Raw genomic sequence first — 18,264 nt, forward strand, 5'->3', positions numbered from 1 at the left:
AATTGAAATGGTCGTGAAAGTAAACAAAGATGAATTGATTGTACCTTTTAATCGTACCAAGTGGAATTGAAATAATCAAAGTCAGACTCACTAGTCTTTGAACGATACCACTTTTAATCGTACCAAGTGGAATTGAAATATGGTATCATTTAAGCAGGTTACTTTTGAGAATTTGACTTTTAATCGTACCAAGTGGAATTGAAATTCAAAAACCACCTTGCCATATAGGCAACATCTTTCTTCTTTTAATCGTACCAAGTGGAATTGAAATTTAATCTAAACAGTAGGGGGCGAAAGTCCCCTACTTCTTTTAATCGTACCAAGTGGAATTGAAATTTTCGTAGGCTGTAAGCATGGCTGGGGAATCATAATTACTTTTAATCGTACCAAGTGGAATTGAAATTTAGGGTTGCGGAACTCTAAATACCAAGTGCCAAATCTTTTAATCGTACCAAGTGGAATTGAAATGGCTGGGAAAAAACACCCATTCTTGACAGCGCTGGCTTTTAATCGTACCAAGTGGAATTGAAATGGCAGTAGCGGAAAGTATCGTTGACATTCTGGTGAACTTTTAATCGTACCAAGTGGAATTGAAATTTGACAAAAATGGTGATGGAAAGATAACTTGGAGCGCTTTTAATCGTACCAAGTGGAATTGAAATCTAATTTTCTTTATCACATTAAGATTTGTTTCTTTGGCTTTTAATCGTACCAAGTGGAATTGAAATGCTTGCAGAAATGATTTTCCGCCTAATTCTTTCAACTTTTAATCGTACCAAGTGGAATTGAAATCGGACCACACCGCCAACTGTTGCCCTCAGCCAAACACTTTTAATCGTACCAAGTGGAATTGAAATCGTAGGTGAAAATAGTTTAAAGCTTGTAATCAATCTTTTAATCGTACCAAGTGGAATTGAAATCCACGTACCATCTGGATTCTTCCATTTCGACTTTCCTTTTAATCGTACCAAGTGGAATTGAAATAGTAGCTACATGGGGCATTAATATGTATGTAGCGGTCCTTTTAATCGTACCAAGTGGAATTGAAATGGCAATGATGTTGATTTAGGAACAAAATCAGACGGAACTTTTAATCGTACCAAGTGGAATTGAAATATTGTTTCCATTCTATTTTCTTTTACTCTTTCAATACTTTTAATCGTACCAAGTGGAATTGAAATAACATTATCTGAAACAATGGCTTAATATTTACACTTTCTTTTAATCGTACCAAGTGGAATTGAAATTAGACAGCAGATGAGGTTTTGCCAAGTTTTTTTGCTCTTTTAATCGTACCAAGTGGAATTGAAATATCTGCCAGACATCGACGAAACTGGCGTGCGAGAACTTTTAATCGTACCAAGTGGAATTGAAATGGGTTATCTACCCAAAATTGTTGCCTTTCTTACAGCTTTTAATCGTACCAAGTGGAATTGAAATAGTTCTTTTTGTCTTTTCTTTTGTGCGGGCGTTAGCTCTTTTAATCGTACCAAGTGGAATTGAAATACATTTTGAGTATTGACAAAACTAAAAGGCCATTTCCCTTTTAATCGTACCAAGTGGAATTGAAATTTGCTTACATTAAGCAGTTTTGATATTGTATAGGACTTTTAATCGTACCAAGTGGAATTGAAATGTACTTCAAATGACGGCATAGTAACCATAGAAGTTATCTTTTAATCGTACCAAGTGGAATTGAAATGTTTGTATTTGTTGCTCGGTATAATTGCCAATAACTTCTTTTAATCGTACCAAGTGGAATTGAAATAAGTTGAACTAGTAGTATTAAATTATCTTAAAAAACTTTTAATCGTACCAAGTGGAATTGAAATTTTCTACGTATTGAAAGAAATCATCTGAACCGTTTTTGCTTTTAATCGTACCAAGTGGAATTGAAATATTTCTATGATTGGACACCATAATTCACCTTGTTTGCCTTTTAATCGTACCAAGTGGAATTGAAATTGATTAAAATTACCTTCCTTATATTCTACAGTTCCTTCTTTTAATCGTACCAAGTGGAATTGAAATAATGAATCGTGTGCTTGTTTCTTTGCTAATCTTAACTCTTTTAATCGTACCAAGTGGAATTGAAATTTTATAGATAAAATGCTTCCTATAATATCATTACCGAACTTTTAATCGTACCAAGTGGAATTGAAATAGCGTTTTCACATAATCAATCCCTGCCTGGAATAGCTTTTAATCGTACCAAGTGGAATTGAAATCAATTGCTACAAATAATTTATCATTCACGATTCGAAAACTTTTAATCGTACCAAGTGGAATTGAAATACAAATACGGCACAAACAGAAACGTTGAGCATTTCTTTTAATCGTACCAAGTGGAATTGAAATAGGCATAATCTTTGCCTTTTGTAACGTTTCTAATTTGCTTTTAATCGTACCAAGTGGAATTGAAATTTGATGAGCCTATGCAGTTATTAACAACTGTAGCTTTCTTTTAATCGTACCAAGTGGAATTGAAATTTGATGAGCCTATGCAGTTATTAACAACTGTAGCTTCTTTTAATCGTACCAAGTGGAATTGAAATTGGATAGGGCCACCAAGCTCGGATAATTTTAGAGATAGCTTTTAATCGTACCAAGTGGAATTGAAATAGAAATTTCATGGATTAGCGTATTCTTTTTATGTGCTACTTTTAATCGTACCAAGTGGAATTGAAATAAACATATTTGCCGTCAACCTCAATAAAAAGCTTACCTTTTAATCGTACCAAGTGGAATTGAAATATGATAGCCATTATGGCTATATACTATTTTTTGAAGCCTTTTAATCGTACCAAGTGGAATTGAAATTACCTTTTTAAACATATATCAAATCTAGCAGTAACCTTTTAATCGTACCAAGTGGAATTGAAATGGAAAAGGCAAGTTAGGCGGTATTACCGACCAAATCTTTTAATCGTACCAAGTGGAATTGAAATTTAAGTTCTATCTTTTTCTTGACAGAGGCTAATTCTACTTTTAATCGTACCAAGTGGAATTGAAATAGATTTTAGTGGTGATACCTATTTTGATTTGGATTTCTTTTAATCGTACCAAGTGGAATTGAAATAAAATATTCAAAGACGGGTGTTAGTGGTGATTCAACAGCTTTTAATCGTACCAAGTGGAATTGAAATAAGTAGCAAGTCCATGATAATACATATTTTTTGTTTCACTTTTAATCGTACCAAGTGGAATTGAAATGCATTTAATTTTTCCTTTAGCAAATCTATGTTTTTCATCTTTTAATCGTACCAAGTGGAATTGAAATCTTTCCATTGTTTTTAGTCTTTTTTAACGCCTATTCCTTTTAATCGTACCAAGTGGAATTGAAATAGTATTTGTGAATTTAAAGAGGATTCAATGTTTTCCTTTTAATCGTACCAAGTGGAATTGAAATGAAGTAATTGAATGATGTGTTTTAGGGTTAAACATATCCTTTTAATCGTACCAAGTGGAATTGAAATATTAAATCCCAATTTAGCTCACCTTCTGCATTTTCAAACTTTTAATCGTACCAAGTGGAATTGAAATATACGAACTAACCTTACGCCCTGCTAAGGCTATTCAAACTTTTAATCGTACCAAGTGGAATTGAAATTTACTTTATTGAAAGCCTCACGCATATCTTTGATATTCTTTTAATCGTACCAAGTGGAATTGAAATTGCAAAACTGGCTAAGGTCTAATTTATCTCGCACGCTTTTAATCGTACCAAGTGGAATTGAAATTGCGATGTTAGACCAATGATTTTACATTGTGTATCAACTTTTAATCGTACCAAGTGGAATTGAAATTAGTCTAAACCAAGCGAGTGACAAATGGGCTTTATTGCTTTTAATCGTACCAAGTGGAATTGAAATGCGTATCTACATCAATTGATATTTGTACTTTATTATTCTTTTAATCGTACCAAGTGGAATTGAAATACGGCATGATGGCAAGTTTGGCGTATGGAATTGCTATCTTTTAATCGTACCAAGTGGAATTGAAATTACAATGGTTTAGCTTGGCAAAATTATGTATATGCTCTTTTAATCGTACCAAGTGGAATTGAAATAAGCCAAAACCTTTTGCTCCTGCTTTTTCCCAAAAAGCCTTTTAATCGTACCAAGTGGAATTGAAATGGTTCAAGAACTGTATTTCTAGCCTTAGTGCCATATCTTTTAATCGTACCAAGTGGAATTGAAATGATGGAACGGCATTTTCTATCGTCTCTATTTCAACATCTTTTAATCGTACCAAGTGGAATTGAAATGTTAAATATTCCCTTGATACCTCAATATGGTATTTTGCTTTTAATCGTACCAAGTGGAATTGAAATGGATTTTTGCTGAAACGTTTGGGCGTTGTGCTTTGACTCTTTTAATCGTACCAAGTGGAATTGAAATGAAGTTACTATCGGTACTTCTGGTATCGTATAACCCTTTTAATCGTACCAAGTGGAATTGAAATTCTTGTGTTGGCAAATCTGACACTGGTTTATTCTCCTCTTTTAATCGTACCAAGTGGAATTGAAATGCTTTAGCTAATGTTTTTGTAACACTAACTATTTCATCTTTTAATCGTACCAAGTGGAATTGAAATTCCAGTACAAAAACGATGGATTCTCTTTTGCTAGTTCCTTTTAATCGTACCAAGTGGAATTGAAATATTTTGGCTAATTGACGGGCTTGGAAAGCAGCTAACCTTTTAATCGTACCAAGTGGAATTGAAATAAAAAATTTCCTATCAGTTATGGAAATATATATTATACTTTTAATCGTACCAAGTGGAATTGAAATAATCTTAAAGTAACTCTATCAACTGGTAATCCTAAACCTTTTAATCGTACCAAGTGGAATTGAAATAATCAAGTTCCGCTTCGCTTGCACCTGATTCTTTTGCTTTTAATCGTACCAAGTGGAATTGAAATAGAAAATCTATTCTTTCTTGAATCCTTTTTTCAAGACTTTTAATCGTACCAAGTGGAATTGAAATGTCGCTACAGCATGACGAGACAAGTATCAGGATTTTCTTTTAATCGTACCAAGTGGAATTGAAATAAGAGCACGGCCTGAAATTTATGGGTATAGTAAACACTTTTAATCGTACCAAGTGGAATTGAAATGCATACAAGCTTTTCCGTTTGGATACTGCTTCTTCTTTTAATCGTACCAAGTGGAATTGAAATTCGACACCTGTTCCATCACAAGTGCCTTTATTTTCAACTTTTAATCGTACCAAGTGGAATTGAAATTGCAATCGTTGATTCAAAAGGTAAATTTGTCAAGGGCTTTTAATCGTACCAAGTGGAATTGAAATAGGAACATCAAAAAATTGTAGATTCATTAAAAGAACTTTTAATCGTACCAAGTGGAATTGAAATAAAATTAGAACAGGAGGAATTTAAAAAACTTCATTCAACTTTTAATCGTACCAAGTGGAATTGAAATATATCTGTTATCTCCTGTGCCATTATTGTACCTCCTCTTTTAATCGTACCAAGTGGAATTGAAATGTTTTATGATTATATAAGTAAGCTGAATTTTGCGCTTTTAATCGTACCAAGTGGAATTGAAATTATTGTGCCTGCATCAAAGCGGTAAACACAATATCCTTTTAATCGTACCAAGTGGAATTGAAATAAAGCAAGGGATAGATACGGAGGTGGCTTTACGAGACTTTTAATCGTACCAAGTGGAATTGAAATTACGGAGGGTAAGGAGTAGCAATAAACGTCCTTCTCTTTTAATCGTACCAAGTGGAATTGAAATGAGTTAACGGCAAATGTTTTCTTTGATATATCGTATTCTTTTAATCGTACCAAGTGGAATTGAAATGGGTGAGAACGGGCGAAATGTTACTTATACAGACCCTTTTAATCGTACCAAGTGGAATTGAAATAAATCTAACGTACTATCTATTACGATTAATGGCGTTCTTTTAATCGTACCAAGTGGAATTGAAATCCTTCTGGAACCCACAACGCCACATCCCTATGAGACTTTTAATCGTACCAAGTGGAATTGAAATAAAACTAAGGACGAGGAAGAATTACAGGCTTTGCGCTTTTAATCGTACCAAGTGGAATTGAAATAGGTTGAATCGTGTCGGAATAGTAATAATAGGCATTCTTTTAATCGTACCAAGTGGAATTGAAATTGCCCAACTTTTAGTTTATTAAGCCCTGAAATCTCTTCCTTTTAATCGTACCAAGTGGAATTGAAATGAAACAACAAGCATCAATAATTCACCTGTATTCTTTCTTTTAATCGTACCAAGTGGAATTGAAATATGCAAAGAAACGTCCTATTTTGCGGATGTGTTGCAACCTTTTAATCGTACCAAGTGGAATTGAAATTCTTGTGTTGGCAAATCTGACGATGGTTTGTTCTCTCTTTTAATCGTACCAAGTGGAATTGAAATCCTTTATAAGAACGGTACATCAATTCAAATCCGCCTTTCTTTTAATCGTACCAAGTGGAATTGAAATTTCGTTGATAGGCTATTTTACCGTTGCTTTTTTGGCTTTTAATCGTACCAAGTGGAATTGAAATTTTCTAATTAAAACTATGCTGAATGACTTCGTTATCTTTTAATCGTACCAAGTGGAATTGAAATGTAAATCTAATCTTGATACTCTGTTGTGTGTTTCTTCTTTTAATCGTACCAAGTGGAATTGAAATGAGAGAAATATCTTATCTTGAAATATCGGTACCTCCTTTTAATCGTACCAAGTGGAATTGAAATGCATAGTATGCACGAATATTTTGTAATTGTGCATCCTTTTAATCGTACCAAGTGGAATTGAAATAATCAACCGTATTTTTTGTAGTTGTTTCAATTGTTCTTTTAATCGTACCAAGTGGAATTGAAATTAAAGAGGTACACCGTTTTCTGTGAATTGGCGAACTCTTTTAATCGTACCAAGTGGAATTGAAATTGATTTTTTGTAGGAACGATTTGACACCAGTCGTTTCCTTTTAATCGTACCAAGTGGAATTGAAATTGATTTGTTTGTTTTAGTTTTTTTAAGCATTTTTTCTTTTAATCGTACCAAGTGGAATTGAAATTTATGTGAATCAAATAATTCTTCATATTCTTCTAATACTTTTAATCGTACCAAGTGGAATTGAAATAACATTGCTGTAAGCTTTTCGCTTGATTCATTAAACTTTTAATCGTACCAAGTGGAATTGAAATTTTTCATTCTTTCATTAACCTTTGATTCGATTAATGTCTTTTAATCGTACCAAGTGGAATTGAAATGATAGCTTGTATTTTGATTCCCAAATAGACATGTAATCTTTTAATCGTACCAAGTGGAATTGAAATTACATATTCACGTTTCCTGTCGTGTTGATGACATAAACTTTTAATCGTACCAAGTGGAATTGAAATGACTGGTAGCTATGTTGGTTTACCAATTTTAGGAAATCTTTTAATCGTACCAAGTGGAATTGAAATGTCGAAAGAGCTTCTAGCAATGTGCAAATAGACGTCTTTTAATCGTACCAAGTGGAATTGAAATTAAGTAAGGATTCTGTCAATACTGCTGATGTAATGCTTTTAATCGTACCAAGTGGAATTGAAATTATCATCCTGCACTAAATACCAAAGCAAGTCTTGTGCTTTTAATCGTACCAAGTGGAATTGAAATTAGCCTTTCATACATTTAACCACCTAATTTTACCTTCTCTTTTAATCGTACCAAGTGGAATTGAAATTGCGTTTATTTGTTTATAATTTCTATCCATTTTTTGTACTTTTAATCGTACCAAGTGGAATTGAAATGGCATTGGTAAAGTGCCGTTCAGATAAGGTAAAACCTTTTAATCGTACCAAGTGGAATTGAAATTGGCAACGATAAAGAGGGTTAACAGAAGCGTTGGCTTTTAATCGTACCAAGTGGAATTGAAATGAAAAACGAGGGGTCGGAACCAAGGGGGGGTAGGCCTTTTAATCGTACCAAGTGGAATTGAAATTATTTAGCCAATAAAGCCTCATCCTTAAAACCATACCTTTTAATCGTACCAAGTGGAATTGAAATAGAACGTGTCCGTAATCGCCTTTATTGCACTTCTCTTCTTTTAATCGTACCAAGTGGAATTGAAATTTAATAAAATTTTGCTTTCTAAATTTGACAAAACTTCCTTTTAATCGTACCAAGTGGAATTGAAATTTCTTATCTAAAAAATGATTTGCCGACATCTTAGCGCTTTTAATCGTACCAAGTGGAATTGAAATAGGTATTTTGCAAACAATGGCTTCCGTGCCATTTCTTTTAATCGTACCAAGTGGAATTGAAATCGATTTTAAATTCTTATTAACGATATGGCACAAGCTTTTAATCGTACCAAGTGGAATTGAAATAAATATATATAATCTTGGTCGCTTAGGGTAATAGGGCTTTTAATCGTACCAAGTGGAATTGAAATCTATTATTCAAATGAAAGAGCGAAAAATATGGGACTGCTTTTAATCGTACCAAGTGGAATTGAAATGGAATAACGCAAGAACGTACATTACTAACAGATACATTCTTTTAATCGTACCAAGTGGAATTGAAATTTTGCACCACTGGCAATCAAACCTTCAAGCCTTAACTTTTTTAATCGTACCAAGTGGAATTGAAATATAACAACATGATAATGTAATTCTTCACCTTTTGGGCTTTTAATCGTACCAAGTGGAATTGAAATTGCATAATCATTTTGATAATTGAAAGCTCTGAATCTTTCTTTTAATCGTACCAAGTGGAATTGAAATATTAAGCCAATGGTTAAAACGCCTAATTGTCCTTTCTTTTAATCGTACCAAGTGGAATTGAAATAGAAGACACTGGAAGCTAGAGAACTATCAATTACCACTTTTAATCGTACCAAGTGGAATTGAAATTAATGAAAAAGGTTGATAGTCGGAATCAATACCAACCTTTTAATCGTACCAAATGGAATTGAAATTTCTTAATCTTTTTTTGATAGCTTGTTAGTTCTGGTAACTTTTAATCGTACCAAGTGGAATTGAAATGGAGGATTGCACGTGTTAGGAGATTGGATAGCAGACTTTTAATCGTACCAAGTGGAATTGAAATTCAAAAACAGGTCTTTTGGTCGCATTTCCCAAAAGTCTTTTAATCGTACCAAGTGGAATTGAAATTGCCTATATTGGTAAACACAAATAAAATTCTCGTCCGCTTTTAATCGTACCAAGTGGAATTGAAATTTTAAAAATTCGGCTATTGCGTCTTCTATAGAGTACTTTTAATCGTACCAAGTGGAATTGAAATCTTTTGGTGGAGTTCTTGCACTATTAATGGCTATTTGGTCTTTTAATCGTACCAAGTGGAATTGAAATATGTCTATTGCTTGTTTAGTAATAATCTCTACTTGCATCTTTTAATCGTACCAAGTGGAATTGAAATTTGATAAATTCTTTTGCTTTATTAAACGCAAAAGCTCTTTTAATCGTACCAAGTGGAATTGAAATATGCACTCCCAGAGTTCCCGCTTGCATCCCCTGTAAAGTCTTTTAATCGTACCAAGTGGAATTGAAATACAATTGATAAATAGGGTTTATTTCTTCATTGAGTCCCTTTTAATCGTACCAAGTGGAATTGAAATCGCAAGACACAGAGGCGGACGACCTAGCACAGCGCAACTTTTAATCGTACCAAGTGGAATTGAAATCCATACATTTGGTATAAAGGCAAGCTAGCAACGTCCTTTTAATCGTACCAAGTGGAATTGAAATACCCCGTTAACTGTTTGCCCTGCGCTAAAAGTACCTTCCTTTTAATCGTACCAAGTGGAATTGAAATGGAGCAATTGCTGACTTGCGCGCGTTGTCCTCTGCCTCCTTTTAATCGTACCAAGTGGAATTGAAATCCTGTTTGGTAAAAGTGTTTAGCCTCCGCCCATATCTTTTAATCGTACCAAGTGGAATTGAAATATGTTAATCATATCAGCCATTTGTATAAAATTTTTACCTTTTAATCGTACCAAGTGGAATTGAAATAAACTTATGCTGTCCCCGCCTACGTAAGATTTTACTTTTAATCGTACCAAGTGGAATTGAAATCGTCGGCGCTATACTCGTCTATTTCCCTAGTTATTGCTTTTAATCGTACCAAGTGGAATTGAAATTATAAATTCGTAGTAAGAGGGTTTAATGTAATTTTCTTTTAATCGTACCAAGTGGAATTGAAATTTGCGGGTTTTAGGTCGGGTTCGGAATAAGCAAAACCTTTTAATCGTACCAAGTGGAATTGAAATTATAATGCTTTGGCTTGGGAAAATTATATGTATGCCTTTTAATCGTACCAAGTGGAATTGAAATATAATCTCTTTTGAGGGCTTTTCTTCAAAGAAGAGTCTTTTAATCGTACCAAGTGGAATTGAAATCCAATTTCATGCTGTTGATAATCACTTAAAGCAACACCTTTTAATCGTACCAAGTGGAATTGAAATAAGATTAGAACAGGATGAATTAAAAAAACTTCATTCAACTTTTAATCGTACCAAGTGGAATTGAAATGTTAGAATCACATCCAGAGCTTCCAAGAACAGTTGAGCTTTTAATCGTACCAAGTGGAATTGAAATATTGAAAAAGAAAGAAATTCAAAAAGGGACATTTTCTTTTAATCGTACCAAGTGGAATTGAAATGGCTGTAAAACCTCTTAAAAAGGGATGGAACGGACCTTTTAATCGTACCAAGTGGAATTGAAATTGAAAAAATGGAATTCCTTTTAAATGAGTTTAGTAAACTTTTAATCGTACCAAGTGGAATTGAAATAAAAATTCTTTCGTGGCCGTCGCTATCCAAAAATTCCTTTTAATCGTACCAAGTGGAATTGAAATCCGTTTTTCTTGAAAACTTCTTTAAGCCTTTTTTTCTTTTAATCGTACCAAGTGGAATTGAAATTGATTTTGTTTGTTTTAGTTTTTTTAAGCATTTTTTCTTTTAATCGTACCAAGTGGAATTGAAATAAAATAATTACAAAAATTGCTTGTTAAGGCTAACACTTTTAATCGTACCAAGTGGAATTGAAATTGCAATTCAATAGCCTTTTTTGTTTTTTCTGATAGTGCCTTTTAATCGTACCAAGTGGAATTGAAATCGCAAAACTTGGTTGTAGGCTCGCAAGCCCTTTGGCTTTTAATCGTACCAAGTGGAATTGAAATTATACGGCACTTAGCGGAGTAGATTATATAGGGAATGCTTTTAATCGTACCAAGTGGAATTGAAATCGCAATCCATCAAAGCGAGTTCAAAAGCGTTACCGACTTTTAATCGTACCAAGTGGAATTGAAATTTTCCTCAATTTCGTTTGAAAGTTTTACCGCGAGTAAACTTTTAATCGTACCAAGTGGAATTGAAATAGTTGTAACGGAAGACCTAGGTAAGCGGCTTGAATCACTTTTAATCGTACCAAGTGGAATTGAAATGAAATAGGGGCGCCGTAAATGTCTAGCGGTTCGCCCGTCTTTTAATCGTACCAAGTGGAATTGAAATTAGCGTCCCCAATTGGTTTTGATTGTTTGCTCATTTTCCTTTTAATCGTACCAAGTGGAATTGAAATCTAATTATAATGCAAAAGTCGCCTTACTAAACTTTGAACTTTTAATCGTACCAAGTGGAATTGAAATATAATTTTCTGAACATACGCCGGCATTGCTCTAGTAACTTTTAATCGTACCAAGTGGAATTGAAATGTGTTTTCAAATGTGAAAGTTCTATAATTTAAAAATCTTTTAATCGTACCAAGTGGAATTGAAATCAAAATACATTTGCAATTTCATCCGATTTTGTTTTTCTTTTAATCGTACCAAGTGGAATTGAAATAAATTAGAGTATCCACCGTTTTTTAATTTAGCACGTCTTTTAATCGTACCAAGTGGAATTGAAATTTTGTTGCTTTGATTAATGCGTTATAGAAAATTATTGACTTTTAATCGTACCAAGTGGAATTGAAATGCTAATGTTTGTCCTAGTGAGTAGCAGTAGTTTTGCTTTTAATCGTACCAAGTGGAATTGAAATGCAATAGTTACGATATTAAACGATGCCAGCGTATTACTTTTAATCGTACCAAGTGGAATTGAAATATGATTATTTTGATGATTTAGGATGATAAGAACTTCTCTTTTAATCGTACCAAGTGGAATTGAAATCGCAAGCCGCTTCTAAAGCTTATGTAGATACAAAGTCCTTTTAATCGTACCAAGTGGAATTGAAATTATCGTTGTTTTCGTTTTTTAATATTCTTCTTGCCATTCTTTTAATCGTACCAAGTGGAATTGAAATTAAAGAATCACTTTGATTAATGCAAGCTCTGATTCTTTCTTTTAATCGTACCAAGTGGAATTGAAATAACCATGTGTTTTGTGTAAACCCACGACCGTAATCTTTTAATCGTACCAAGTGGAATTGAAATCGTAAAAGAAGGAAAACAAGAGGTAAATAAGGATTTACACTTTTAATCGTACCAAGTGGAATTGAAATCTTGCATAACTATCATTGCGACCATGCTCGAATATACTTTTAATCGTACCAAGTGGAATTGAAATCCAGACGGAATATTGAAAGTTCTTTCATATCGTTCTTTTAATCGTACCAAGTGGAATTGAAATCCTCAAATATACTGCTCAATCAATCAACACTACCTATCCTTTTAATCGTACCAAGTGGAATTGAAATATAATACTTTATTAGCTGACTTTCTGATTCTTACAGACTTTTAATCGTACCAAGTGGAATTGAAATAGCACTGCTGACGTAGGGTTATATACCTGTACTGTTGCTTTTAATCGTACCAAGTGGAATTGAAATGAGCGTTAGGAGCAGGACAAAGCCCTAGGGGAACTCCTTTTAATCGTACCAAGTGGAATTGAAATGCGACAAAGCTAACAGGGTGCAAATAATGTATTTTGTCCTTTTAATCGTACCAAGTGGAATTGAAATTCGTCTGCTCGAAGAAATCTGCAAAGTCTTGCACACTCTTTTAATCGTACCAAGTGGAATTGAAATTGATTGAAGGGCTTTTTTTATGCGGAGGCTGATTCGTCTTTTAATCGTACCAAGTGGAATTGAAATGTTACAATACAACAACCGATTAAAGAACGACTATGGCCTTTTAATCGTACCAAGTGGAATTGAAATTCAGAAGCCTGTTTAAATGAAGCTCCCAGTCGCCCTTTTAATCGTACCAAGTGGAATTGAAATTGTGGTACGGCTTTGTTTAACATTCCATACGGGTCTTTTAATCGTACCAAGTGGAATTGAAATTGCCATGATGTATATGAAGGCCATCGAGAGTTTGTAAACTTTTAATCGTACCAAGTGGAATTGAAATTGAATGGCTTTAAGTGCAAGATGTCTGTATTTATACTTTTAATCGTACCAAGTGGAATTGAAATAACAGAGTTTGAGGGGTATGTAAGGATTTTAAGTACTTTTAATCGTACCAAGTGGAATTGAAATGGCTATGAACGCATTTTGAGTTTAGGGATTAAATTAAGCTTTTAATCGTACCAAGTGGAATTGAAATGGTTTGGCATTCCATTCGTTGTAATCTGCCTTATTTTCTTTTAATCGTACCAAGTGGAATTGAAATATAAAAACGCCCTCTACATCACGTATAGGGCGTTTTTCTTTTAATCGTACCAAGTGGAATTGAAATTTATCGGCAGTAGCCATACAAAAAAAACTGAAAGGTCTTTTAATCGTACCAAGTGGAATTGAAATAATGATGAAGTGATACACATTATACATCAACTCAAAACTTTTAATCGTACCAAGTGGAATTGAAATCCATTGGCAAGAGAATTATAGTTATAAGAGAATAGCTCTTTTAATCGTACCAAGTGGAATTGAAATTGTAAGCTTTGCGAGCTGTGACCCCCCAAGTTTTACCCCTTTTAATCGTACCAAGTGGAATTGAAATAAAGCAGGGACAGAAACAGGGATAATTTGAGGGCTTCCACTTTTAATCGTACCAAGTGGAATTGAAATTTTATGTGCAGTTTGATGTATCAGATGAATCGACAGCTTTTAATCGTACCAAGTGGAATTGAAATGCAGATGGAACAGTGATGTCTAGCACCCGAATGGCTGCTTTTAATCGTACCAAGTGGAATTGAAATTCGTCATGATGTTGTTCCCAGTATTCTTCACACCGTGCTTTTAATCGTACCAAGTGGAATTGAAATTAAAGTTTTTGGTCATTAGCCTTTTTTTGTTCAGCTCTTTTAATCGTACCAAGTGGAATTGAAATTCAGCTGTGCGAATGAGTAGATTTTTGAACTCTGTCTTTTAATCGTACCAAGTGGAATTGAAATTGATTATGATTGTTAAAATGTTCTCTCAAATTTTGACCTTTTAATCGTACCAAGTGGAATTGAAATTGAATAATGCAGATAGTACACATAATAAAGTAAGTGCTCTTTTAATTGTACCAAGTGGAATTGAAATTGAATAATGCAGATAGTACACATAATAAAGTAAGTGCCTTTTAATCGTACCAAGTGGAATTGAAATAGTGTTCTAAAAATTTCACATCCTTCTTTTTAATATCTTTTAATCGTACCAAGTGGAATTGAAATTTAGACATATTAAAGATATTGTTAAACAAGAAAAACTTTTAATCGTACCAAGTGGAATTGAAATATATATGCGTTCCATTCTCCACTATACCGTTCCATCTTTTAATCGTACCAAGTGGAATTGAAATACAATCTTATCTTTTGCAGAAAGTCTAGCACGCTTACTTTTAATCGTACCAAGTGGAATTGAAATATGCACTCCCTGAGTTCCCACTTGCATCCCCTGTAAACTTTTAATCGTACCAAGTGGAATTGAAATATGCTTTCTTTTACTGCCATCCTTTTAGAAGCCCCACTTTTAATCGTACCAAGTGGAATTGAAATTTTCAATAAGTTGCCTAGTTACTTCGTCGTTGTGTTTTCTTTTAATCGTACCAAGTGGAATTGAAATCTGTACGCCCAAAACAATCCAACTGCAATACCGATTCTTTTAATCGTACCAAGTGGAATTGAAATGAGTAAAATCCTTAAAACTAAAACTGATATTTTCGGGTCTTTTAATCGTACCAAGTGGAATTGAAATAAAGCCTTTTCTTTATCCTCTTTAATCTGATTTAGCTTTTAATCGTACCAAGTGGAATTGAAATCTAACTGAGACACCGCCCTCCTGATACTGCTTGCTTTGCTTTTAATCGTACCAAGTGGAATTGAAATTTTTCATTACTAGAGATAATCTCAAACGAAATATTACTTTTAATCGTACCAAGTGGAATTGAAATAATTGAGCAAAAGCCTCATAAATTACAGAAGAAGAACTTTTAATCGTACCAAGTGGAATTGAAATACTCTTACTTGATTGATGTAAATAATCTTTTGGTCTGGACTTTTAATCGTACCAAGTGGAATTGAAATGGACGAAAAGGTGGATTTCTACAAGAATCTTATTTCGCTTTTAATCGTACCAAGTGGAATTGAAATGTGCTGAGCATGATGAATTTAAGTTTGACGGTGTGTCTTTTAATCGTACCAAGTGGAATTGAAATATAAGCGTCACTTCACCACCAGCAATATCATTTACTTTTAATCGTACCAAGTGGAATTGAAATATATCAATGACAACAGCATATTCTTGCGTATCTGATCTTTTAATCGTACCAAGTGGAATTGAAATTTGTAAAATATAGGCATCTGGGGCAGTTGGCTACTGAACCTTTTAATCGTACCAAGTGGAATTGAAATTTGGATAAATCTTTTAAACTGTTATCATAATCGTTCTTTTAATCGTACCAAGTGGAATTGAAATGTTTTAAATTGAGCTGTAATTTCTTCGGTCATCCTTCTTTTAATCGTACCAAGTGGAATTGAAATAGGAAATCGGTGTGTTTATGAAGCTGTAAAAGGAGACCTTTTAATCGTACCAAGTGGAATTGAAATGTAGGTATTAGACACACATTAATCGTGTATCTTCTTCTTTTAATCGTACCAAGTGGAATTGAAATAAGTAATGTAGTGAGATATGGAAAAGGACTTCTCTACTTTTAATCGTACCAAGTGGAATTGAAATAAACAGCTCAAACATTCTTTAATTTGGTCGGCGACGCTTTTAATCGTACCAAGTGGAATTGAAATAGTAGTTAACCTTTTAATTTTGTAACCAAGATTTTGTCTTTTAATCGTACCAAGTGGAATTGAAATTAAAACCTAATACCGATATTATCCACGATTAAGAAAGTCTTTTAATCGTACCAAGTGGAATTGAAATTTATATTATCTTCGGACAAATACACATTCAAATAGCCTTTTTAATCGTACCAAGTGGAATTGAAATGATGTATATACTTATATAAATGGTATAAATCTAAGTCTTTTAATCGTACCAAGTGGAATTGAAATGGATTTATCAAATGTATGCACTCTTCTAGCGAGTCAGCTTTTAATCGTACCAAGTGGAATTGAAATGTTGGTGTTTCATTGATTGTTCCTTCCCAAAGACTTTCTTTTAATCGTACCAAGTGGAATTGAAATGGTTCTGTTGGTAGAAGTATTTTACTCCTTTTTAACTTTTAATCGTACCAAGTGGAATTGAAATGAGATATTGTAGGAAAATAAGGCATACTTTTAAACTTTTAATCGTACCAAGTGGAATTGAAATACGCTTACATAGACTTTTCTACCAGTTTTCTTGTACTTTTAATCGTACCAAGTGGAATTGAAATTTTCTGCCATGATCGAAAATAAACCATGATGGCATAGGCTTTTAATCGTACCAAGTGGAATTGAAATAAAGAGCTGTTTTCGTTTATTAATGCATAGTCTTTCCCTTTTAATCGTACCAAGTGGAATTGAAATGCAGTCGAAAAAGCTCTATTCTTATCCAATAGATAATCCTTTTAATCGTACCAAGTGGAATTGAAATTTGTATTTGTAATTTTTGTTTTTGAAAAAGATGTATCTTTTAATCGTACCAAGTGGAATTGAAATATTGTATTGAAGATTGACAGACAAAAGAACCTAAACTTTTAATCGTACCAAGTGGAATTGAAATTTTAGACCCGCAACCTCAATATCCAAGAAAACAACACCTTTTAATCGTACCAAGTGGAATTGAAATGGGCTCAGGCAACAGCTGCAAATGTCATGACAAAGGGCTTTTAATCGTACCAAGTGGAATTGAAATATTAATTGTTCTCTTGTCGTTGCCATCTCCTCTACCTCTTTTAATCGTACCAAGTGGAATTGAAATGTTAGGTTAGAAGATTTTACGAAACGGAGGTCGCAGGCTTTTAATCGTACCAAGTGGAATTGAAATCTTGGTAACCCAACAATTCCTGGCATTACACCTCCCTTTTAATCGTACCAAGTGGAATTGAAATGCTATAGCAATCGCTCAACCTCAAGCAAATGAATTTTCTTTTAATCGTACCAAGTGGAATTGAAATTCTAAGAATATGCAGTTTACGGCTTATGCAAATGAAGCTTTTAATCGTACCAAGTGGAATTGAAATTTATATTATCAAAGCGTCGGGCGAAAGAGTTCAACTGCTTTTAATCGTACCAAGTGGAATTGAAATTTTTTGGGGAGTATTAATAAAAATGATTGATTGATTTTCTTTTAATCGTACCAAGTGGAATTGAAATATATTACTTTCAAAAACAAGTAGATATGGTGCGTTTTCTTTTAATCGTACCAAGTGGAATTGAAATCCAGTGACTGGATTAATACCATTAAGTGGTTTTGACTTTTAATCGTACCAAGTGGAATTGAAATTCGTACCCTTTTGCGCACCTTATGCCGTAGGTGTCTCTTTTAATCGTACCAAGTGGAATTGAAATTCGTTACGGTGGCGCCTCCGCTGTCTACCCAAAGGGACTTTTAATCGTACCAAGTGGAATTGAAATACGCCATAAATGCTTTGTAAATTTGGGTCTTAACAAACTTTTAATCGTACCAAGTGGAATTGAAATAAGCTAATTTCATTGCATCTTATTACTCTGGAAATCCTTTTAATCGTACCAAGTGGAATTGAAATGCATCAAAACGTGAAATAGAGTGTTTAACGTCTGGAAGCTTTTAATCGTACCAAGTGGAATTGAAATGTGTCGTATCTTACTCTACCATCCGCCCACTCCTTCTTTTAATCGTACCAAGTGGAATTGAAATAAATCTATTGGAAACATGAAAGGGTTTTCTTTAAAAACTTTTAATCGTACCAAGTGGAATTGAAATTTG

Annotated in this window: 1 CRISPR repeat array (running past both ends of the window). The window is 33.7% G+C overall.

The window, feature by feature from the left end:
• Nucleotides 1-18,264: a CRISPR direct-repeat array (repeat unit 29 nt; unit sequence CTTTTAATCGTACCAAGTGGAATTGAAAT) (it extends past both window edges: 1,711 nt to the left, 3,055 nt to the right).

Origin of the sequence: Arcicella aquatica, assembly GCF_034928825.1 — a bacterium.
Taxonomy (GTDB): Bacteria; Bacteroidota; Bacteroidia; order Cytophagales; family Spirosomataceae; genus Arcicella; species Arcicella aquatica.